The organism is Halodesulfovibrio sp., assembly GCF_025210605.1.
Lineage (GTDB): Bacteria > Desulfobacterota > Desulfovibrionia > Desulfovibrionales > Desulfovibrionaceae > Halodesulfovibrio.
Window position 1 is genome coordinate 39,221 of record NZ_JAOARI010000028.1, and the last position, 22,165, is coordinate 61,385.

The following is a 22,165-nucleotide window of genomic DNA, read 5'->3' on the forward strand; positions in this document are numbered from 1 at the left end:
AAAGCCTGAGGGTAACACCTCAGGCTTTTTCTATTATTTTTTCCAAAACTCAGGAACGAAGAGAATAAATACTGTATAAATTTCCAATCGCCCAAGTAGCATACAGAGCGTTAACACCCATTTTGCAAACGCTGGGAGGTGGGCAAAGTTTTCAGCAGGCCCTACAGAGCCAAGCCCCGGTCCAATGTTACCGATACATGCCACAACCGCAGCAAATGACGTCAACACATCCAGCCCTGTTGCAGACAGCAGAAATCCTGAAATCACAAACAACGCGAGATAAATAACAAAGAAGCCCAGTACACCGGACATAACGCTTTGCGAAACAGTACGCCCGCCAAGCTTAATATGCTTTACAGCACGAGGATGCACTAGTCTAAATAATTCATGGTAGCCTTGCTTCAACAACAGTTGGATACGCATGCATTTCATGCCACCACCTGTGGAACCTGCACAGCCCCCAAGAAACATGAGAAACAATAGCAGCGCCTGTGCCAGCGGTGCCCACAACTCATAATCTGCCGTTGCAAAACCAGTTGTCGTACAGATTGAAACAACCTGAAACGCTGCGTACTGCAATGAGGCAGACAAAGAATCGTAATTCGATCCATACACAGTGTACGTAATAATTGCGGTGAAAAGCACAATTATTGCGGTGTAGAATCTAAATTCAGAATCTTTCCAAAAGCATTTAAGATCACCGGCAAACGCTCTAAAGTGTAAGGAGAAGTTTGCACCGGCAATAAACATAAAGATGGTAATTACCCAATCAATATATGCACTATTGTAATACCCTGCCGAGGTATTCTTCGTAGAGAAGCCACCCGTCGCCATTGTACCAAAGGTATGACAGATAGCATCAAACAAGTTCATTCCACCGAACATCAGCAAAATGCAAAGCAACAATGAGAAAAACACATATACTTTCCACAGCGCTGCTGCTGTATCTTTAATGCGCGGCTTAAGCTTGTCCGGAACAGGTCCCGGAACTTCTGCTTTGTACAGCTGCATACCACCGACACCAAGAAAAGGCAGAATAGCTAAGGAAAGAACAATGATTCCCATGCCGCCAAGCCAATGCGTCAAGCTGCGCCACATAAGCAAGCTTTTAGCCACAGATTCAATATCCGTCATCACACTGGAACCAGTTGTGGTAAATCCAGAAATGGATTCAAAAACACAATCCGTCCACGAAGGAAAAACGTCACCAAAGTAAAATGGCAACGCCCCTGCAAGACCAGCCGCAAGCCAGCCAATGGCGACAATAGCCATGCCCTCTCTGTGATTCATCATCAGCTTTTGCTTAGGGCGGAACAGCAAAAACAACGCAGCACCAACGCACAATGTAATCGCAGTTGATGTCAGTAGCGGTGCCAATCCTGCGTCCTGATAATATATCGCCCAGCCAATAGGAAAGAGCATTGTGAGACCCACAGCCCCAAGCAACGCTCCAATAATATAAAGACAGTATTTAACTCGCATACGATACCTACACGGATTGCAGCGTTACCAGTAGAGCCTGCTCGACTCGGGCAACGTTTTCCGGCGTAGTCAGAATAATGATGCGGTCATCAGGATGGATGACACTGTCGCCGCTTGGAATAATTGTCTGCGTATCACGCATGATACCGATGACCAATGTTCCTTTCGGAAATGGAAGATCTTTAATTGGCTTTCCGACAATCTCAGAGTTGTTCTCGGCGATAGCTTCAAGTGCTTCAGCACCTTCTCCGCTAATAGAGACGGAAGAAAGCACTTTGCCTTGTCGAACATACTGAAGAATGGAGTTAACAGCAGACAGGCGCGGTGAAACAGAATGGTCAATGCCAACAGCTTTAATCAGTGGCTGATACGCAAGCTTGTTCACGCGAGTTACTGTTTTCTTTACACCAAGGTTTTTCGCAAGCAGCGATGTAAGAATATTGGTTTCTTCGTCAGAAGTAAGTGAAATGACCACATCCATTTCAGCAATATTTTCTTCCTGCAAAAATTCCTGATCGGTACCATCGCCGCAAAGAACGAGTGGAGTATCAAGTTTTTCTGCCAATACGCTGCAACGGCTAGGGTTGGAATCAACAATTTTCGTGTGAATCCCCTTTTTTTCAAAAAGGGAGGCAAGTCGAAATCCAATATTCCCACCACCGATAATGAATGCATTTCGGATAAGCCCAAGGCTGATGCCGCACGCTTTACGCACAGATTCGATGCTTGTATCTTTACAAACGAAGTAAACAATATCGTCTTTACGGAGAATGTCGCTACCACCCGGAATAATAAGAACTCCATCACGCACAATTGCTGCGATAATGACGTCTCTATCCGGAACAACATTGCGGAAATTCATGAGAGGTTGATCCAACAAAGGACCATGCTCTAAGCGAACACCGATCAGTTTAATTTTGCCAGCAGCAAACTCATTATAGTCTACCGCCCCCGGCATAGATAGCAACCGATCAATACTCTTAATGACTTCAACTTCTGGGTTGATAATAGCAGAAATATTGAGAAGATTTTCGGAAAGTTCTTTACTGTATCCGCTATATTCTTCATTACGGATACGCGCGAGTTTTTTTGCATTAGGAGCGATAATATTCGCAAATAGGCATGCAATAATATTAACTTCATCGCTGTCAGTCACTGCAAGGAAAATATCGGAATCCGCAGCACCGGCATCTTTAAGAACTTCTGGACTGGAACCGGAACCCAGAATTGTTTGCACATCCAGAATTTCAGAGATTCTTTTAAGTGCATTTTCATCCTGATCTATCACAACAACCTGCTTATGTTCCTGAGCAAGACGCTGTGAGATGTGATAACCAACTTCGCCAGCTCCGACGATAACAACTTTAAGCTGGTCAACCTTAGGTTCCCGATGGAATAAACGCATATAGAGAGTAACTCCCAAAAACGTGAGACACAAAAAAAGTTAGGGGCATATGCCCCGAAAGTCAAAGACCGTAAACAACACCAATCGAAAAAAAGGTCTCACAACTGATTGAATTATCAACAACGTAACAAAAGATGTATACAACATCACTTGTTCAACTGCATTGAAACAAATGTAACAATTACATCAGTACTTCTTACCGAAAGGTATCTAGGTTCATTAGAAAAATTTACCAGATTCAAGATACAACATCAACTAAGCATGACTACAGAAAAAACACAAAGAAAAAAGCCCGCTGGACAGCGGGCTTTTTTTGAAAAGTCAAGCAGGACAGATTAGGCTTTAATGCCAGCAACAGCCTTGCTCAAACGGGAGATCTTGCGACCAGCGGTTTTCCAGTGGATAACGCCTTTACCGGCTGCTTTATCCAGAATACCGTTAGCTACGCGGAGAGCTTCCTGAGCTTTCGTCAGATCTTCTTCAAGTACTGCTGTGCGAACGTCTTTGATAACGTTACGAACACGAGTTTTCATTGCACGGTTACGTGCAGCACGTTTAAGGGACTGACGATGTCTCTTGATGGCAGATTTATGGTTAGCCAAGGTAATTTCCTCCAAAACTATATGGTAGTAAGATTCAAATTTAAGACCTTACTGGAACACGGGAACTAGCTCATTACGCGCATCACTGCACGCTGTCAACTCAATTCCTATTTTTTATCAAAGTATCCCAGCAAAAAACAATCTACATCTGCAATGCAGAAAAGTCCGCCAAACGACCAAGCTGCTGTACAAGAGCGCTCAACAAGTTCAAGCGGTTTGCGCGTACTTTCTGGTCGTCGCACATAACCATTACATTATCAAAGAATGCGTCAACCGCAGGGCGAAGCTCTGCAAGCAACGCGAATAACGCATCAAAATCTTCTTCTGCCCAAAGCTGGGCAAATTTAGGAGCAACGTCTTCAAGAGCTGCTGCAAAAGATTTCTCTGCGTCATTTTCAAACAATGCAGAATCGTATGCGCCTGTAAGCTCTACACCTGCTTCACTACCCTGCTTGCGGATAATGTTTGCAGCACGCTTAAAGGTCAGCACAGCCTGATCGAAGCCTTCACCTTTGCTGTACGTAGCAAGAGCTTTCAGTCGAGCATCTGCTGCCCACACGTCATCAGAATCTGCATTAAGCACAGCTTCTACCAGAAGAGTTTCATAACCTTTGCTGGTAAAGTAGTTTTTAAGGCGCTGTGCAAAGAACTCGTTAAGCTTAGCAAGAGCTTCCTGCTCATCGAGTTTCCAATCAATATTTTCATAACGATTCTGAGCAGTAGCAAAAAGTTCTGCCGCAGAAATACGTAAATGCTTTTCAATAATAATACGTGCAATACCAAGGCAGCAGCGACGCAAAGCATACGGGTCAGCAGCACCGGTTGGAATCATGCCAAGACCGAAACAGCCTGCAAGCGTATCTGCTTTATCTGCCATGGAAACCAGCGCGCCACACAAGGATGATGGAACAGGGGAGTCAGGACCTGCTGGCAGGTACTGTTCTGCAATTGCATCCGCAACAACAGTGGACTCACCTTTACGTGCAGCATAAATGCCGCCCATAATGCCCTGAAGGCTGTCGAATTCACCAACCATTTCAGATACAAGATCAGCCTTGCAGATGCGACCTGCGCGTTCTGCATCCGCTTTGATCTCTGGCGCAACCTTTGCTGCAAGATCAGCACACAAGCCGGAAATACGGCGAGTTTTATTCCCCATGCTGCCTAGTGGTGCAAGGAAAATAACACTGTCGAGCTTCTCAAGCCATGTGTCTACATCAACTTTGAGGTCTGTATTCCAGAAGAAACGACCATCTTCGAGACGCGCACGCAGTACACGTTCCCACCCTACTTTTACCACTCCCATTTCATTCGGAGTAGTATTCAGTACAGTAAGGAAGTGTGGCAACAAGTTGCCTTCAGCATCTTCTACACCAAAACTTTTCTGGTGACTCTGCATGCTGGTGAGCAGTGCCTGACGTGGCAGTTCGAGGAAAGATGCATCAAAATCACCAAGACAAGCGATTGGATGTTCAACAAGACCTTGAACTTCATCAAGAAGGCTATCTTTCCAAATAATGCGTCCGCCTGCTTTTTCAGCAAGAGCATTACCTTCCTCGATAATTTTTGCACGGCGTTTTTCCGCAGAAAGAACAATCGCACAAGTATTTTCGATTGTATCGAAGTAGTCAGCAGCGTTAGCAATCGCAAAAGGTCCTGCCGCGTGAACTCGGTGACCGTATGTTTTGTTACCAGAAGTAAGCTCTGCAACAGTAAACGGCACAACTGCATCGTTCAGCATTGCGAGTAACCAGCGAATTGGGCGTGCAAAGGTGAATTCCTGATCGCCCCACTTCATTTTCTTAGCGAAAGAAAGGTGTGCGATTAATTCCGGGCAAAATGCTGCAAGCAAATCAGCGGTTTTGGCACCGCCCATTTTTTTGCGAACAGCAAGGTATTCACCTTTATCAGTTTCAAGGCGGAAAGCATCCGCAAGATCTACACCCTGAGTTTTAGCAAAACCGGCAGCAGCTTTAGTCGGGTTGCCGTCAGCATCATATGCGATGCGTACAGGAGGTCCCGGAATGACTTCTTCACTTTCTTTCTGAACTTCTGCAATGTCATATACCATTACAGCCGCACGGCGAGGGGTTACATGCGATTCAACTTTATCAAAGTCCACGTTGGACTCTTTAAGAAAGCTAGAAAGGCGGGTAATTAATTCGTTTTCCAACCCCTTTTGAAAACGGGCGGGAAGCTCTTCTGTGCCGATTTCCAAAATAAATAAGGACATCTCAATTCTTCCTACGGACTAATCGTTATTTTTAGCAGGCATCAACGGGAAACCAAGCTCTTCGCGCTGCTGTGCGTACAAGCGGGCAACGCCAGAGGCAAGGGCACGCACACGACCAATGTAGCCAGTACGCTCCGTAATGGAAATAGCGCCACGAGCATCAAGCATATTGAAGGTATGGGAACACTTCAAACAGTAATCATACGCCGGAAGAGGCAATCCGGTTTCGCAAAGCTGCTTGCACTCTTTTTCAAACATATTGAAAAGCTCAAGAAGCATTTCTGGATCACTGTGCTCGAAGTTGTACTTGGACATTTCCACTTCGTTTTGATGGTATACCTGACCGTATGTAACTGTGTCGTTGTACATGAGATCGTACACAGACTCTTTTTCCTGCAAGTACATGCAGATACGCTCAAGACCATAGGTAATTTCTACGCTGGTTGGATGCAAGTCGATGCCACCGACCTGCTGGAAGTATGTAAACTGTGTTACTTCCATGCCATTCAGCCAAACTTCCCAGCCAAGCCCCCATGCACCGAGGGTTGGAGATTCCCAGTCATCTTCAACAAAGCGAATGTCGTGTGCAGACGGATCAATACCGAGTGCACGCAAGCTGTCGAGATAAATCTCCTGAATATTATCAGGAGACGGCTTTAACACAGCCTGAAACTGGAAATAATGCTGCAAGCGGTTCGGGTTTTCACCGTAGCGACCATCAGTTGGACGACGGGAAGGCTCTACATATGCCGCCTTCCACGGTTCCGGCCCAATAACACGCAAAAAAGTTGCGGGGTTAAACGTACCGGCTCCACACTCGATGTCGAACGGCTGCTGCAAAACACAGCCCTGTTTGGACCAAAAATCCTGCAGGGTGAGGATAACGTCTTGGAAGTTCATGTTGTTCCCCTGAATACTATATTCTCTACACGGCTTATGCCGAGTTGTTGTGGTAACTTTGTGTAGCGCTAAACGCGTCTAAACATTCCGTTTTCCCAGGAAAGACCTATATGATATTGAATAAAGCCGTCAATCGATCGCGAAAGCTCCTTGCGAGCTTTCGTGGAAAGTTTCAGCTCTGTCCAACGAAGCGGATAATTTTCCTGCACAAATCGCAAAGCGTCAAGAGATTCCTTACTTAATCTGAACCTCGGACCTTGCGATCGTGCACAGGCAGCGCATGTCAGCACGCCTTCCTGAACATGAAAAACAGGATATTTTAAGGTGTTAGAACACACCTGACAGACATGTAGCTCTGGATTATAGCCTTGATCGAATGCAAATCGAGCACGAAAAAAAATAGACCAGATTTTATCCAGTTCCTCTGATTCATTCAATAAAGCCAACATTTCAGAAAAAAGGTTGTATGCTGCGGGCGCACCTTCGAATGAAATACCCATAGCTTCCATAAACTTTTGGCAATTTACAGCAAGCCCGAGCCGCTCATGATTCACCCGAAGATTGTCAGGTGAGTCCATCAACGTACCCTCTTCTAAAGAAAAATATGTAGCCAGCTTACTTCCCTTAACGCGGAATAACACCCGATTCAAGTGATCTAAGCAGCCACAAAAACGCCTTCGGCTACGGCAGCCGCCAAAGGCAAAGGCATTCATAATTCCCCTTGTAGGAGACAAAAAGCGGACCCAAAGGTCCGCTTCTTTAAATCTTCCAATACGGAGGATAATAACTTTTTCGGTAAATTCCATCAGAACTATGAAGCGGCAATATGTACGGTGCGTACTTTACCATCTGATCCATTAAAGGAGTATGGTACGCCATCAAGTGTAAGTGAAATTCCGCCAGAGTTTCCTAAACGCAGAGACAGGTTTTTCGGGAAAGAAACAGTGAAACCTTCGCCATTGCGGAGTAAAAACTCCTTGCGTGGGAACCCTTCACCGGATGCTTCAATCCAGCAGTCAGCAGTGGCTTCAATACGCAATAAGCGCATTGGACCATCAACTTTTTTCTCCGCTGTTTTTTTAGCTGCATTTTGCGCAACAACATCAGAAGGAGCAACAACTGGCGCTGCTGGCTTCTTCGCGACAGCTTTAGCTTTAACAGGTTTCGGCTTAGCTTCAACTTTAGCAGCCTTAGGTGTTGCTGGCTTAGTTGCTTTTGCCTTTGCTTCTGCTTTTACTTCCTGCTTCGGAGCAGGCGCTGCTTTTTCAACAGGAGCCACTTCAGCAACCTGTGACTGTTCAGCCTGCTCTACAGGCTCTACTGGCTCCTGCACAACAGGTTCCTGCTCAGCAGGTTTTGGCTGCACAGGAACTTCTACAGTCGCCTCTTCACTATCAAGTGTCGCGGTGCTGGACTGCATAAAGTAGTAGCCCACCGCAGCGAGAACAGCAATAAGGACAATGATAGCAATAAGCTTAACAGGCGAACCCGATTTTTCCCTGCGGGCAATGACGGGTTCAGCAACTTCTTCCTCAAGCTCGTCCTTATACGCAACGTCAACCATTGCACCAAGTTCTTCAGGATCAAGCCCTACAACCATTGCGTAGCTTTTAACAAATCCTTTCACGTACACTGCATGAGGCAGTTCCGATTTAGTACCTGATTCTATAAATGCAAGTGTGCGCGGCGCCAATTTTATGCGTTCAGAAAGTTCTTCGAGAGTTATACCTTTTCGTTCCCGTTCCTCACGCAACAAGGTTCCGAGCTCCAGCATTTCAGACATCTGTACCTCCACTTACAGCCGAACGTCTACGACGGCATTATTACGCAGTTTTTCAGCGTATTCTTTAAAACTAGCTTCAAGACGAGGCGCTCTCAGCTTCGCTTCAATTTCCTGCGCCACTTCATCAAGCGGACGCAGTGAACCTTTAGTCTTACTATGCAATTTAATCAGTGCCTTATTTGATCCAATAGACAGCACATTAGAAACAGTACCATCTTCCATGGTATCCACTGCTGCCATCATCTGAGGCGAAATATCTTTCACACCAAGTTCACCAAGGTAGCCACCCTGCTCCTTGCCCGGTCCAACAGAATATTTTTGCACTGCTTCTTCGAACGAAATCTTTCCGGCAGCGAGTTCGCTTCTTACGTTGCTTACATTAGAATCATCACCAAAAATGAGTAAGCTAAGCTCGATTTTGCCATCAGCAGCAAACTCTGCCTTGTTTTTTTCGTAAAAACGCTCAACTTCTTCTTTTGTGATAACAACCTTACGCCCAACCATTAAACCAAGGAGACGCTGACGAATGATGGAAGCTCTTACACGCTCTTTTACAGAATCGACGGTAAGACCATCCTTTATAATCTGCTCTTTAGCTTTAGCAAGTGTGAGACCTCGCTGCTGAGCAAGCTTACGCAGCTCATTTTCAATTTCAGCCTCATCCACGGTAATTCCGCGTCGCTCAGCATCCTGTAAAAAAAGTTTTTCTGTTACAATGTTCTCAAGAACAGAGCTCAGAATAGATTTTACTTTTGGGCTGTCAGCATATTTGGAACCAAGCACTCCGGCTTTTTTAAGTTCCGGTATTGCAAGTTGTTTTAAATCATATAGTGTTACAATTTCACCATTCACCACCGCAGCAATTTTATTCACCAACTGTTCGGCATGTGCAGGTGTAGCAAGCATTACAATAGCTGCCAGCGCAACTAAAAATCTGGAGGGCATATTCTTCTCCCGATAGAGGTGATAAACATCTGCACACCATAGCTCCCCTTGTGATGCGCGAGTTCTTACTCCTTGGGTCTGTATTACCTTTTAAGCAATTATGCAATAATGAGAAAACTCAAATCCGCTATCCTTGCTGGATGTTTCATAAAATATTTTCTCATTGAATTTCAATCCTATATACCATCACCATCTTCGCTTTCACCGCCGGATTCATCAGCCGGTTCAGCGGAGGCTTCTTCTTGAATCGGGGCAGAATCAACCGGATTCTCATCATTATTTTTTTCGTGCAGCTTTTGTGAAAGAAGCGGTGTCACTTTAATTTGAGCACTTGTAACCTGCTTTTCCAACCAATCCATAAACGCACTGTTCATTTTTTGATCGATCAATACTCGCTCAATCACTGCGTATGCTTGAGATGGACCGAGAAGTTTTTCAGGAAGAACAGATAGCAACACCAGCTGCTCATACCCATATGCAGTCGTTGAAATATTACTGCTTGTTTTTGGTTTTAGCTGCTGTAGTGCTGATGCCCACTGGTGTGGCAAACGATTCTTTTTCAATTTAAGCTCACGCACAACCACATCAGACGGTAACGTCTCAACAACTTTTTTCCAATCTTCCGCTTTTTCTAACAGCACAGAAGACCGGAGCACCGCTTTTCTGTCGTTACTGCGAATAAGAAGAACATGGACACGCTCTGGAATATAAAACTCAGAAAGATTGTCTTTGTAATACTGTTCTGCTTCTTGGTATGTCAGAGATATTTTCGGGCGCAGAACATCATTAAAGAATAATTTCATTTCCAAATGACGCTTTAAAAACAATCGCCATACTTCGATATCAATATATTCTTCCGTAAGGGTCCGTTCGAAAAGGTCGTCTGGATAATCTGCTCTGATAGCAGCCTCTTCTTTTTCTACCTCCTCAGCAGAAACACTCAGCCCTTCTGCCTCCAAGGCGTCACCCACAAGCTTATAAACAATAAGTTCCGAAAGAACATTACCGTATTCCTCACTCATGGATTCAACAGAAGGGATAATACCGGACACCCATCCTATATTATTCAAATCATAACGCGATTCTAACTCTTTAAGATAAATCGGTTTACCATTAACCCGTGCTACAACACCTTTTTCTTCTGGATGCTGTGAGCAGCCTGCAACAAGAAACAGCAGGGTCAATATTAGTATGACTCGGCGCATTCAATACCCTTTATGCAGTTATAAGAGGTTCAAGTTCTTTTTTCAGTTTTGCAAGACGAGTACGCAAGTCATCTGTCCCCTTCAAAAGCAACTCAAGCGTTGCTGGAGGCGTGAGCTTGGCTCTGTCTATATTATCGTTCACCCATCCTACAAGTAACGCCGGAGAAATCACATCTGCATTTTCCGCCCATGTAAGACGCACTTTATCACGCAAAATATCAGCACGTTGCACCTGAATAGCCATAAGAAAACGCTTAAATTCAAGCACACCCAGAAAACTCACAAGCTCTGGAGGCAACGCGCCGAAGCGGTCTCTGATTTCAAGTTCAACATCCTGCATTTGCGCAGCATCTACAGCTGAAGAAAGTGCCTTGTAGAATTTCAAACGTTCTTTTCCGTCTGGAATATACGACTCTGGAATATGCGCGTTAATGCCAAGGTTGATTTCGGTTTCAACCACAACATTTTCTTTTTCACCTTTCAAGCGTTTTACTTCGGCTTCGAGCATCTCCAGATACATGTCGAGACCTATTCGCGCCATTTGACCGGATTGCGCTTCGCCTAAAATGTTTCCTGCTCCACGCAAACGTAAATCTTCCATAGCGACCCTGAACCCAGCGCCGAGATAATCCAACTCAAGAATAATGCGCAAACGCTTACGAGCCGGTGCTGGCAACTTATCAAGGTTGTTTACAACAAACACAGCATGAGCTTGTCTATCGGAACGTCCCACACGCCCCCGCAACTGGTACAACTGTCCTAACCCGAACATTTGTGCCTGATCGACAATAAGGGTGTTAGCACGCGGGAAATCGAGTCCAGATTCTACAATGGACGTACATACAAGTACATCCAATTCGCCATGCCAGAACTGATGCATTGTCTCTTCGAGATTCTTTTCAGACATTCGCCCATGAGCCATGCCAATGCGTGCATCAGGTACGAGTTCGCGTACATACTCTGCAACACGTTCCAGCCCTTCCACTCTGTTGTACACCCAGAATACCTGTCCATCGCGAGCAAGCTCACGTTCCAGAACACCTTTAAGCTCCTGTGCTTCACGTTCAATTAAGGCTGTCTTAACAGGCTTGCGTCCTACAGGAGCTGTTTCAATAACAGACAATTCTCGAACACCGGACATAGAAAGCTGAAGTGTTCGAGGAATAGGCGTTGCGGTTAATGTTAATACGTCAACGTTACGCTTAAGTTTTTTTAATTTCTCTTTATGGCGTACCCCAAAACGCTGCTCTTCATCTAACACGAGAAGGCTCAGATTCGGTAAATCTACGTCGTCAGACAACAAACGATGTGTACCGATAAGGATATCTATCTGTCCACGGGCAGCAGCGGACAACACCTCTTTCTGACGCGTGCGTGTTACAAACCGGCTGAGCAGCCCAATGTGCACAGGGAAACGGGAAAGACGGCTTTTGAAAGTCTGATAATGCTGTTCTGCAAGAACAGTTGTCGGACAAAGCAAAGCAACCTGCTTACCTTCACAGGCTGCACGGAACGCGGCACGAATCGCAACTTCTGTTTTACCGAACCCAACGTCACCACAGACCAGCCTGTCCATCGGCTCCGGCTTTTGCATGTCATCAAGAACATCCTGAATAGCTCGCGCCTGATCGGGAGTTTCTTCAAAGCCGAAAGACGCTTCAAATTCACGATACAGTTCATTTACAGGACCATATGAAAAGCCTTTAGCTAATCTTCGCCATGCATACATTTCCATAATGTCATGCGCGACCTTTTCAATAGCCTTACGTGCTTTAGACTTGCTTGCCTGCCAAGCTGCACCGCCAAGCTTATCAAGCGCAGGGGCGGCTCCATCCGGTCCTTTGAAAAGCTGAATGAGAGAAAGTCTATCTACCGGAAGATACAGCTTATCTTCACCGGCATATTGAAGCAGTAAGAAGTCGTTAGCAACGTCACCCAGATCAAGTCGATGCAGTCCACCAAAAGTGGCAATACCATAATCCCTGTGAACCAGATGTGCGCCAACCTTCAGGTCGTCGTAATCTTTTAAACCAGAGAAAGCACCAGAGCGAGCACGAGTTTGCCGTTCTATTTTAGGTTGTAAAACATCTTCACCGAGCAAAAGAATATTATCCCATTCAAGCTCAATGCCTCTACGAAAAGAGGAGACAAGCGCAAACAAGCCCCTTTCGCGCGGGGCATAGCACATGTGCGGCATCAAACCATCTTGCTCTGCCAGCGTAAGAAATTTTTTACGGCTACGGTCTGTGGCAAAGCTCAAAACAACCTGCCGTTTTTCTTTCATCCATTCTTGCAGACGCGCAACCAACGTATGCCACGGACGTTCAACATCTTCCGGTTTTTGGAATATATCCTGAAACGCACCATAGCTACGTTCTTGAAGCGAGGAGCCTTGCACCTCGATGCCCATCTTCAATTCTTCAAAATGAATTCTGCGGCTTTGCTCCCATACGCTTTCAGCCGTATCAGCAGGACGAAGCACACAGCTGACAGGCTGGCGAACTCCGTGTTCGTTTGCCTGTTCATCTAAAAAGGATGTCCACAGCCGCTCAGATTCTTTCAAAGCTTCTGTAAGACCACTTTCCGATGGCAGAATGTACACAGCTCCCTTTGGAAGCCAGTTTTCGAGGTAGCTGGAGTTCTTATAAAAAAATCCGGGTAAAAAAGTGTAGTTACCGTTTTCAGCCACATGCTGCATTGCAGAGGATTGACCAGCAGCTAAAACACCATCAGCCTCAAGATGCTTCCACCAAACCGATGCCTGCGCCACATTAGAGTCACTTAGCACGACCGGAGCAGCAGGAAGCAATACTAGCTCCTGAATATTACCGCGTGACCGCTGAGATGTCGGTTCAAACAGTCGAATCTCTTCTAAAATGTCACCAAAAAATTCCATGCGAACAGGAAGAGTGAATCCCGGACAAAAAATATCTAGAATATCACCACGCAGAGCAATCTCACCCGGCTGCGTCACTAACGGAACGCGAGTATACCCCCACTCAACAGCCTGCTCGATAATAAGATCTGGTCCTGTCTCATCACCAAGGGCTAGCAGCAACTCGTTATGTAAAAAAATATCTTCTGGCGGCAGCGCAGGAAGGAAGTTATCGATGGAAAGCAGCACACCTTGTGCAGCACGCTTAAGCCCAAGTCCGTACAGACTCGCCATTCGTGTTGCCCATCGTGATTTGCCATACGTACCCGCTGGATGTTGTGGAATTGTAAGCCACTCGTCATCCCACTGCGGGGTTGCTAAGGAAACAGGCCCTCGGGAACAGTTCGGAGTAAATAGTCGCAACAGCCCGTTAAGTTCTGCAAACTCTTTGGCATCCCGTGCGACGACTACCACATGTTCGCCCCTGTCGCGTAGTGTTCGCGCTAGCCGAGCCTGACTTGCAGGTCCGCTTCGCGCCACATGGACAACGGCATCTTTGTCATTTTGAATTTTTCTGACGATTTCAGAAAACAGCACTCGTCACTGCTCCCATAGTATAAAATACATAAACTAAAAAAGCCGCTTACCTAAAGAATAGGCAGGCGGCTTTTGCTTTTCAAAAGAGGAAATTTATTTTTTTAAAAAACCCTCAAGGAAAAACTACATCTGTCCGAGGACATCAAGATCTTCATTAGAAAGCAAACGATCAAGATCAAGCAAAATAAGCAAACGATCCTGAAGCTTACCAACACCACTGATGTACTCAGACTCCATACCTGCAACTACAGCCGGAGGTGGTTCCACCGTGCTTGCTGGAATTCGCAGAACTTCAGACACGGAATCAACAACAAACCCGACAATCATATTGTTGATCTCGATTACAATAATTCGGGTGTGTTTGTCATGCTCTTTGGAGCTAAGACCAAAACGCCTTCTAAGGTCAATGATTGGAATCACTTTTCCTCGAAGGTTGATTACCCCTTCAACAAAATCTGGAGCTTTTGGCACTTTGGTGATTTCCATAGTTCGGATAATTTCCTGAACTTTCAGAATATCAACACCAAATTCCTCTTCACCTATACTAAAGGTGACTAGTTGCATCAGCTCGTCATCCTGTTTCTTTTGAGGCTCATTCATACAGAACAACTCCTTGCTTTCCCGAGCAGCATAGTACGGGAAAAAATTTAGTAAATCGACACATACCTGTTCTCTCAACCCAAGGCAACTACAGGAAATACCATCAGCATAAAAGCAGTTGTAAAAACACAGAGTGTTAGATACTATAACCTCGCTCAAAAGCAATTGAGTACAACGCTATCCGCGAGGAGTACCAAATTGATGGCGAACATCCTACCATTCCCTGAAGAAACGCCGCTTGCCACACAGATTAAATCACTCGGCGACGACGAACTACTTGATTTCTGGGAAGAAACACAGTTTCTTGAACGCTTTCTGAAAGAAGGCACCCCTGTGCAGAATCAAAATTCAATGCAATACGAGAAATTGATTCTACAGGAACTTCAGCTGAGATCTTGCAGACGGTGTGCCGCTACTGCTCAACTATAAGATTTTTCCTAAAGAAAAACCCTGCCGTTGAATCCTCATCGGCAGGGTTTTTCTTTTCTTAAGGCTTTATCAGCGAGTGCTGCAACGCAGTACCGCTATTGCCTAATCTTCCTTGCGTCCGATGCAGAAGTACGCAAAGCCTTTTTCTGCCATTGCAGCAGCATTATACAGGTTACGTCCATCGAACAGGATTGGTGCAGTGAGCTGCTCTTTGACACGATCAAAGTCCGGTGTACGGAACTGATGCCATTCTGTAACAACCATCAGTGCCTGAGCACCATCAAGTGCTTCATACTGCTCATCTACAATTTCAACTAAGTCATTATCTGCAAAACGCTCTTTTACTTTCTCACCTGCTACCGGATCAAAAGCACGAATACGCATACCTTTCGCAGTAAGCTCTTCAATAATAGTCAGCGCTGCTGCTTCGCGGGTATCGTCTGTGTTTGCTTTAAAAGCAATACCCCACAGTGCTAATGTTTTCCCTTCTACGCCACCCTGTGGCTCAAAGTACTCAACAAGACGCTCTGCCATGCGCTTCTTCTGGCGTTTGTTCACGTTTTCTACAGCTTCAAGTAACTCAGGAGTGTATTCATACTGATGTGCTGTATGAATAAGTGCTTTCACATCCTTAGGGAAACAAGAACCGCCGTAGCCTACACCAGGGTAAATAAATTCGTACCCAATGCGGCTATCGGAACCGATACCTGTACGCACGTCACGTACATCAGCACCCACGCGTTCACAAATATTAGCTACTTCGTTAATGAAGGAAATTTTCGTCGCCAGCATGCAGTTTGCTGCATACTTAGTCATTTCAGCGCTTCGGACACCCATAACAATTAGCTTTTCACGGCTACGGGCAAATGGTGCGTACAGTTCGCTCAGCGCTGCCGCAGCATTTTTGTCTTCAGTACCTACAATAACGCGATCCGGCTTCATAAAGTCGTTAACCGCATCACCCTCTTTCAAGAATTCCGGGTTAGAAACAACTGTGAAGTCAATAGATTCGCCACGCTTATCAAGCTCTTCCTGAACAAGGGAAGTAACAAAATCCGCAGTACCCACTGGTACTGTAGACTTATCTACAATAATTTTAGGGGAAGTCATCGCCGCACCAATCTGGCGTGCAACCTGCTCTACATAGCAAAGGTCGCATGAACCATCATCACTGGACGGTGTTCCTACAGTGATAAATACAACATCGCATTTATCAATGCCTTCTTGCAGGCTTGTTGTAAAAGTAAGACGCTTTTCTGCGTAGTTGCGTTGTACAAGCTCTTCCAAGCCCGGTTCCCAAATATGAACCTTACCGTTAGAGAGCATTTCAACTACGTCTGGGTTAACATCAACACACGTGATTGCGTTACCCATTTCTGCAAAACATGCAGCGCTTACCAAACCAACATAACCAGTACCAACAATACAAACGTTCATAAACGAACTCCAGTTCATCTCTATAGAGATGTCAGATTTCATGTAAAATATGGACACACTCTTTACTGAGTTGTACCTGAACAGTCAATTATGTGAAAAACGACGAATGCGGCGCTTACAGTACCCTATATTATAGGATTCTGCCATGTGTTACCGGTTCGATTGCTCAAAAAAAATGTACATACTATCAAGAGGCAAATTGCCACCTTTTAGAATTCCTTTTTCCTTCCGTTCAAGTCGATTGCAGTTTGTGCATGAAATTTATCGTAAAAGAGTGTATAAAACCTGTAGAGTCTGCAAAAACAATGTTTTCTTTGCGCAAGACTTTATATAAAGTGACAAGATACATCTGCGATTAAGGTGTGTTTCCAAATTATATGTGCAGAAATGCTAGGCAGCTTTTTCATCTTACACGGCAGACACGAAAAATGTGCTGAAGGCGTACCAACGCTACGCCGAAACAGATTTTTTGTTACCACGTAAGGAGAAAAAGCGGACAGCCGCACAAGGTTACCATGTAAAAACACACCCTCGTTATATGAGGAGAAAATATGCCCGTTTTAGTAGTTAATGTTGACCATGTTGCAACCCTTAGACAGCAACGATTAGGGATTGAACCAGAACCTGTTACAGCTGCACATTTTGCAGAACTTGCAGGCGCACGCGGTATTATAATGCACCTGCGCGAAGATCGCCGTCATATACAGGATCGAGATGTAGAACTTGTTTCCCGCTGCCTAAACACCCGTTTCCATTTTGAGATGGCAGCCACTGAAGAAATGAAAGAGATCGCACTTCGTCTGAATCCGTACATGGTATGTCTGGTTCCGGAAAAACGCGAAGAGCTTACCACAGAAGGTGGTCTCGTTGTTGCCGGACGTGAGAAAGAATTGCATGACTATCTTGCACCAATCCACGCTGCTGGCATTAAATCCAGCCTGTTCATTGAAGCAAGTGAAAAGCAGATTGACGCTGCGCATGCCTGCGGCGTTGAATACATTGAAATTCACACCGGTCACTTTGCAGATGCAAAAACTCCGGAGAAGATGCAGCTTGAACGCGATAAGATTATTAAAGGCGTAGCATACGCAAAACGCCTTGGACTTAAAGTTAATCTCGGTCACGGACTAAACTACACCAACGTATATGAATTTGCGAATGTTCCGGGTATCTCAGAATATTCTATCGGACATTCCATTATTTCCCGCGCTGTTCTTGTCGGTATGGATCGCGCCGTACGTGAAATGAATGAAATTATAAGCACCTTTGCTGAATAACATATATATAGTGGAGCCATCAGGTGATTGTCGGACTTGGTATTGATACGACAGAACTCGATCGCATTGAAAAAGCACTTACGCGACATGGAGACCGATTTACATCACGTATCCTGCATCCAAATGAATTAGCAAAACTTCCCAAGCACCCTGTAGCATATCTTGCAGCTCGTTTTGCCGCAAAAGAGGCAGCAGTAAAAGCGCTTGGGACAGGCTTTACTCAAGGCATTCAATTTCAGGATATTGAAATCAACTCGGAGTCTTCCGGCAAACCTGTTCTCGTTTTACATAACAAAGCAGCAGAAGTTGCAGATACACTCTCCGCAACCAATTATCATGTCAGCTTAACGCATGGCAGAGATACAGCATCTGCTGTAGTTATCCTCGAGTCTTTATAGTTACCAACGCAGTTAGCGGAGGCTCAATGGCTTACATTCCACTGCCCACACCGGCAGAAATGAACAGCTGGGATACTCAGGCAATTACGACCTTTGGTATCCGTGAAGAAATTCTTATGGAAAACGCCAGTCGGGAAGCACTGCATGTGCTTCTCGATCTGACGGGTTCCGTCGCAGGCAAACGTATTCTTGCATTTATGGGAAGTGGAAATAACGGTGGCGACGCTGCCGCTATTGCAAGGCACTTACATACCCTCGGTGCAAATGTTCTGTTGCTTCACACCAAGCAAGTACGAAAATATACCAAAACAACTGGTTACCACTTCAAATTAGCCAGAAACATAGACACGCCGCACGCGCTGCTTACGCCACAAAATGCCGCACGCCTTTTGCAGCATGAACAGCCGGATATCATTATTGACGGGCTCCTCGGTACTGGCATGCGCGGCACACTGTCCTCAGACAAATCAGTTCTCATCAACCAGCTTAATGCGCTGGGAGAAAAAGCTTTCGTTCTTGCTTTGGATATTCCTTCAGGACTACACGGCAGGCTAGGAACAGTTGACCCTATTGCAGTAAAAGCTGATGCTACTGTTACATTTGAAGCAGCCAAGTGTGGACTTGCCATGCCGGAAACCAAGCAATGGGTTGGCGATCTATACGTACGCCCCATCGGTATTCCTGCACAGGTACGGACATTCCATCCTGCGTCCAATGTAGGCATGACAGACAGCGTCCTCTCTTTTCGAAGACCATTATCTGAAACGATGCATAAAGGATCTGCTGGCAAAGTGCTCATTATCGGCGGGTCAAAAGGGCTTACCGGAGCACCGCACTTATCTGCCCTCGGAGCCATGCGCTCAGGTGCTGGCTACACTACAGTTGCATCTCCTGCCCTGCTCACACAAGAAATTAAGGCGGGACAACCAGAAATTTTAACACTAGCCATCGGGACATCGGACGAATGGTCGACTCATGTTCCCGATGCAGTAAAAAAAGCCATAGAGGGTGCAGACAGCCTCATCATCGGTCCCGGCATGGGACGTTCCACCAATGCAGCTCACTTCTTAAAAGAGCTTATTGCACTGGATCGCCCACCGTCGGTTTTCGATGCTGACGCTCTCTATCATCTTGCTGAACATGAAAATCTTCTACAATCATTGTCAGACAGAGATATCCTGACCCCGCATCCGGGGGAAATGGCTAGGCTCTGTCAAAAATCAATTACAGAAATACAGGCAGACAGACTTACTTCAGCCAGATTACTCGCTGATTCTTTCGCAGGTGCTGTTATACTTAAAGGAGCAGCAAGCTGCATAGTACAGCGTGGAAAACCGACCGTCATTTCTCCATTCTGCACACCTACTCTTGCCGTTGCGGGATCAGGAGATGTTTTATCGGGAATACTAGGAACGCATCTTTCACACGATATTCCTACACTGGAAGCTGCCTGCCTTGGAGTCTATGAACACGGGCTTGCTGGTGAGTTTCTTGAAAAGCAATTTCCTCACCGAGGTAATTTACCACAAGAGATCGCGCATGCTTTGCCAAAAGCCGTAAGGGAGTACCTATGCTCACAGCCTTCGACCTGATGACAGAGAATCCACAAACAATTGCTCCGGACGATGATGTTGTAACCGCAGCACGTATCATGCTCGACAAACGATACAATGGACTGCCAGTTGTTGAATCTGACGGAACACTTGTAGGCATTCTTTGCCAGAGTGACCTCATCAATCAGCACAAGCGGCTTAACCTTCCTTCTTTTTTTACAGTTCTGGATGGAATTATTCCGTTGCGTTCCGGCTCCGATATGGATGCTGAAATGAGAAAAATATCTGCCAGCAAGGTTGCAGAGGCTATGACGCCTGCTCCAACGTCCGTAACGGAAGAGACTCCTATTGACGAAATTGCGACTCTTATGGTGGATAACAAGTACCACTCGCTGCCAGTTGTCAAAAATGGCAAATTGGTAGGAATTGTAGGAAAAGAAGATATATTGCGAACACTCCTCCCCAAGGAAGAACCCAAAGAGTAACTAACCTGTGCTTCTTTATCTAAAAAACGCAGAAGAAACTGAACTTCTCGGAAAATATATTGCACAGGCTCTCGTTTCGACAGACCCTGTGCAAAATTTATTGTTTAAAGGTACACTTGGCTCTGGCAAGACAACCCTTGTCCGCTCGCTTGTACAGCACCTTCCCGGTGGTGATGAAGCAGAGGTGAGCAGCCCTAGTTTTAACGTATACAACCTGTACCCGACCATCCCCGAAACCGCCCATTTTGACCTCTACAGGCTGGCTGGCGGAAGTGTTGATGAGTCCTTTCATGAACTGCTTGATGAAGAACAGACCCTTATGCTTGTTGAATGGGCTGAACACCTTCCTGAGCAAGATTACCCGAATGAATGGTTGCAATTCAGTTGGATTCCATGCGAAGAAGGACGACAAATTGACATTTTGGTAAAAGGGGCAGGAGCTACCCGTGTAATCGAGGCATTAAAACCACTTGTGACCTCGATGCAAGTAGCACCATAATTATTTGAGTAGAAAAAGTGTGATTCTAAATTGTCCATGCAACGGTGCTAAATAGCTTCAAACCTTACGGGCAAAAGTAAAAAACATGTCGAAATGTAGCAGTTCTACGTCGAAATAGTTTTTTTACTGCTAACGCGTTAAGGTATAAAGACTGACAATAGTACAAGCGTGCAATTCAGAAACACAACCTAATATCTACCCTTCTCATTTTCTTTCTAACGACAAAGGAATCAGTATGCGTATTCTGGTTCAGAAGTTCGGCGGAACTTCGGTTGCCAACTTAGAGTGCATGAAAAAAGTACGTGAAAAAGTTCTTGCCGCTCGTGCCAAGGGATTTAAAGTAGTGGTTGTCCTCTCTGCAATGTCAGGAGAAACAAACCGACTACTAGGACTTGCGAACGAATGGTCCCACTCCCCTGACCCGGCAGAAATTGATGTTCTCGTTTCAACTGGTGAACAAGTATCTGTAGCATTATTTTCAATGCTTATGAACGACGCCGGTGTTAGAACCCGTTCCCTGCTTGGGTATCAGGTTCCTGTAAGCACAGACTGTGCACATGGTAATGCCCGTATTCTCGGAATTAATCAGGACAAACTCCAAGCCCTGCTTGATGAGCACGATGTTCTGGCTGTAGCAGGCTTCCAAGGCTGTACTGATGAATCCCGAGTGACAACACTGGGTCGTGGTGGTTCTGACACCTCTGCCGTAGCGTTTGCAGCGGCTCTTGGCTGCGAATGCGAAATCTACACAGACGTAGATGGCGTATATACAACCGACCCGAATATTGTGAGCACCGCTCGTAAAATGGACCGCGTTTCCTATGATGAGATGCTAGAAATGGCCTCAATGGGCGCCAAGGTATTGCAAATTCGTTCTGTAGAATTTGCTAAAAAGTACAAAGTACCCGTACTTGTCCGTTCAACATTTTCAGACGCCCCAGGCACGTTAGTAACTCAGGAGGATTCACGCATGGAAGCCGTTTTAGTTTCAGGTATCGCATATGACAAGGATCAGGCACGCGTGACATTGCGTGATGTTCCGGACGTGCCGGGTATCGCTTCCAACTTATTTGGTCCGCTTGCTGAAGGCGGCGTTGTTGTTGATATGATTGTACAGAACCCAAGCCGTGACAATAAAACAGATATGACTTTTACTGTTCCACGCGGGGATCTGGACAAAACTCTTGAGCTGATGGCTGAAATTCAGAAAGAAACAAACGCAGCAGAAGTGTTACACGATTTACATGTTTGTAAAGTTTCTGCAATCGGCGTTGGTATGCGTAACCATTCCGGTGTTGCAGCACAGGCTTTTGATGCGTTGCGCAGAGAAAATATCAATATTCTTATGATTAGCACTTCAGAAATTAAAATTACCTGCCTTATTGAGGAGAAGTATACGGAGCTTGCAGTAAGAACACTGCACGATGCCTTCGGGCTCGGCAAAGAATAACAAAGTTGAA

At 45.5% G+C, this 22,165-nt stretch carries 19 protein-coding genes; 7 read left to right on the plus strand and 12 right to left on the minus strand.

Features of this window, described 5'->3' with window-relative positions; all coding sequences use genetic code 11:
- Nucleotides 1-33: 33 nt before the first annotated feature.
- From N4A56_RS10925 to N4A56_RS10975, 11 genes are all read right to left on the minus strand, one after another.
- On the minus strand, nt 34-1,482 hold the full coding sequence (locus N4A56_RS10925; RefSeq protein ID WP_293667938.1) for a TrkH family potassium uptake protein: 1,449 nt from the start codon (nt 1,480-1,482) through the stop codon (nt 34-36).
- A 7-nt stretch (nt 1,483-1,489) separates the two neighbouring features.
- A complete protein-coding gene (gene trkA, locus N4A56_RS10930; RefSeq protein ID WP_293667939.1) occupies nt 1,490-2,887 on the minus strand; it encodes a Trk system potassium transporter TrkA in 1,398 nt (465 codons plus the stop codon).
- A 335-nt stretch (nt 2,888-3,222) separates the two neighbouring features.
- Nucleotides 3,223-3,489, minus strand: a complete 267-nt coding sequence (gene rpsT / locus N4A56_RS10935; protein ID WP_293667940.1) for a 30S ribosomal protein S20 — start codon at nt 3,487-3,489, stop codon at nt 3,223-3,225.
- A gap of 142 nt (nt 3,490-3,631) precedes the next feature.
- Entirely contained in the window at nt 3,632-5,722 is a 2,091-nt protein-coding gene (gene glyS, locus N4A56_RS10940; RefSeq protein WP_295547254.1) for a glycine--tRNA ligase subunit beta, read from the minus strand.
- A gap of 18 nt (nt 5,723-5,740) precedes the next feature.
- Nucleotides 5,741-6,622 (minus strand): glycine--tRNA ligase subunit alpha, encoded by an 882-nt coding sequence (gene glyQ / locus N4A56_RS10945; RefSeq protein ID WP_293667943.1) that lies wholly within the window; start codon nt 6,620-6,622, stop codon nt 5,741-5,743.
- 68 nt (nt 6,623-6,690) lie between these two features.
- Nucleotides 6,691-7,428: a DNA repair protein RecO gene (gene recO, locus N4A56_RS10950; protein WP_293667944.1), complete on the minus strand. Its 738-nt coding sequence runs from the start codon at nt 7,426-7,428 to the stop codon at nt 6,691-6,693.
- 5 nt (nt 7,429-7,433) lie between these two features.
- The gene (locus N4A56_RS10955) at nt 7,434-8,405 is read right to left on the minus strand and encodes a helix-turn-helix domain-containing protein (protein WP_295547259.1); all 972 of its coding nucleotides are present in this window, start codon (nt 8,403-8,405) and stop codon (nt 7,434-7,436) included.
- 12 nt (nt 8,406-8,417) lie between these two features.
- Nucleotides 8,418-9,350 carry a peptidyl-prolyl cis-trans isomerase gene (locus N4A56_RS10960; protein ID WP_295547260.1) on the minus strand — a complete coding sequence of 311 codons (933 nt, stop codon included), beginning with the start codon at nt 9,348-9,350 and terminating at the stop codon, nt 8,418-8,420.
- A gap of 176 nt (nt 9,351-9,526) precedes the next feature.
- Complete coding sequence (locus N4A56_RS10965; RefSeq protein WP_295547262.1) at nt 9,527-10,555, minus strand: peptidylprolyl isomerase; 1,029 nt, start codon at nt 10,553-10,555, stop codon at nt 9,527-9,529.
- A gap of 10 nt (nt 10,556-10,565) precedes the next feature.
- Complete coding sequence (mfd, locus tag N4A56_RS10970; RefSeq protein WP_295547263.1) at nt 10,566-14,027, minus strand: transcription-repair coupling factor; 3,462 nt, start codon at nt 14,025-14,027, stop codon at nt 10,566-10,568.
- Between the two features lie 123 nt (nt 14,028-14,150).
- Nucleotides 14,151-14,627, minus strand: a complete 477-nt coding sequence (locus N4A56_RS10975; RefSeq protein ID WP_293667952.1) for a chemotaxis protein CheW — start codon at nt 14,625-14,627, stop codon at nt 14,151-14,153.
- Nucleotides 14,628-14,828: 201 nt separating this feature from the next.
- Here N4A56_RS10975 and N4A56_RS10980 point away from each other — a divergent pair, with 201 nt between their 5' ends.
- A complete protein-coding gene (locus tag N4A56_RS10980; RefSeq protein ID WP_293667954.1) occupies nt 14,829-15,056 on the plus strand; it encodes a hypothetical protein in 228 nt (75 codons plus the stop codon).
- A 102-nt stretch (nt 15,057-15,158) separates the two neighbouring features.
- Here N4A56_RS10980 and N4A56_RS10985 read toward each other — a convergent pair whose 3' ends face one another.
- Nucleotides 15,159-16,493: a UDP-glucose/GDP-mannose dehydrogenase family protein gene (locus N4A56_RS10985; protein ID WP_295547265.1), complete on the minus strand. Its 1,335-nt coding sequence runs from the start codon at nt 16,491-16,493 to the stop codon at nt 15,159-15,161.
- Between the two features lie 551 nt (nt 16,494-17,044).
- Between N4A56_RS10985 and N4A56_RS10990 the strand changes: the two genes are divergently transcribed.
- From N4A56_RS10990 to N4A56_RS11015, 6 genes are all read left to right on the plus strand, one after another.
- Entirely contained in the window at nt 17,045-17,770 is a 726-nt protein-coding gene (locus N4A56_RS10990; RefSeq protein WP_295547267.1) for a pyridoxine 5'-phosphate synthase, read from the plus strand.
- A gap of 23 nt (nt 17,771-17,793) precedes the next feature.
- Complete coding sequence (locus N4A56_RS10995; RefSeq protein ID WP_293667959.1) at nt 17,794-18,168, plus strand: holo-[acyl-carrier-protein] synthase; 375 nt, start codon at nt 17,794-17,796, stop codon at nt 18,166-18,168.
- 26 nt (nt 18,169-18,194) lie between these two features.
- Complete coding sequence (locus N4A56_RS11000) at nt 18,195-19,760, plus strand: NAD(P)H-hydrate dehydratase (RefSeq protein WP_295547269.1); 1,566 nt, start codon at nt 18,195-18,197, stop codon at nt 19,758-19,760.
- A complete protein-coding gene (locus tag N4A56_RS11005; RefSeq protein WP_293667963.1) occupies nt 19,739-20,206 on the plus strand; it encodes a CBS domain-containing protein in 468 nt (155 codons plus the stop codon). The genes N4A56_RS11000 and N4A56_RS11005 overlap by 22 nt, the downstream gene beginning before the upstream one ends.
- A 7-nt stretch (nt 20,207-20,213) precedes the next feature.
- Complete coding sequence (tsaE, locus tag N4A56_RS11010) at nt 20,214-20,705, plus strand: tRNA (adenosine(37)-N6)-threonylcarbamoyltransferase complex ATPase subunit type 1 TsaE (RefSeq protein ID WP_293667965.1); 492 nt, start codon at nt 20,214-20,216, stop codon at nt 20,703-20,705.
- A gap of 235 nt (nt 20,706-20,940) precedes the next feature.
- Nucleotides 20,941-22,155, plus strand: coding sequence for an aspartate kinase (locus N4A56_RS11015; protein WP_293667967.1), 1,215 nt, complete (start codon nt 20,941-20,943; stop codon nt 22,153-22,155).
- Nucleotides 22,156-22,165 lie beyond the last annotated feature (10 nt).

Bases quoted from the DNA above. Each gene is read 5' to 3' on its own strand.
- trkA (WP_293667939.1), bottom strand. From the start codon at position 2,887: ATGCGTTTATTCCATCGGGAACCTAAGGTTGACCAGCTTAAAGTTGTT.
- N4A56_RS11000 (WP_295547269.1), top strand. From the start codon at position 18,195: ATGGCTTACATTCCACTGCCCACACCGGCAGAAATGAACAGCTGGGAT.
- glyQ (WP_293667943.1), bottom strand. From the start codon at position 6,622: ATGAACTTCCAAGACGTTATCCTCACCCTGCAGGATTTTTGGTCCAAA.
- N4A56_RS10960 (WP_295547260.1), bottom strand. From the start codon at position 9,350: ATGCCCTCCAGATTTTTAGTTGCGCTGGCAGCTATTGTAATGCTTGCT.
- N4A56_RS10975 (WP_293667952.1), bottom strand. From the start codon at position 14,627: ATGAATGAGCCTCAAAAGAAACAGGATGACGAGCTGATGCAACTAGTC.
- recO (WP_293667944.1), bottom strand. From the start codon at position 7,428: ATGGAATTTACCGAAAAAGTTATTATCCTCCGTATTGGAAGATTTAAA.
- N4A56_RS10980 (WP_293667954.1), top strand. From the start codon at position 14,829: ATGGCGAACATCCTACCATTCCCTGAAGAAACGCCGCTTGCCACACAG.
- N4A56_RS10955 (WP_295547259.1), bottom strand. From the start codon at position 8,405: ATGTCTGAAATGCTGGAGCTCGGAACCTTGTTGCGTGAGGAACGGGAA.
- N4A56_RS10925 (WP_293667938.1), bottom strand. From the start codon at position 1,482: ATGCGAGTTAAATACTGTCTTTATATTATTGGAGCGTTGCTTGGGGCT.
- N4A56_RS11005 (WP_293667963.1), top strand. From the start codon at position 19,739: ATGCTCACAGCCTTCGACCTGATGACAGAGAATCCACAAACAATTGCT.
- glyS (WP_295547254.1), bottom strand. From the start codon at position 5,722: ATGTCCTTATTTATTTTGGAAATCGGCACAGAAGAGCTTCCCGCCCGT.
- N4A56_RS10965 (WP_295547262.1), bottom strand. From the start codon at position 10,555: ATGCGCCGAGTCATACTAATATTGACCCTGCTGTTTCTTGTTGCAGGC.
- N4A56_RS10990 (WP_295547267.1), top strand. From the start codon at position 17,045: ATGCCCGTTTTAGTAGTTAATGTTGACCATGTTGCAACCCTTAGACAG.
- N4A56_RS10985 (WP_295547265.1), bottom strand. From the start codon at position 16,493: ATGAACGTTTGTATTGTTGGTACTGGTTATGTTGGTTTGGTAAGCGCT.
- N4A56_RS11015 (WP_293667967.1), top strand. From the start codon at position 20,941: ATGCGTATTCTGGTTCAGAAGTTCGGCGGAACTTCGGTTGCCAACTTA.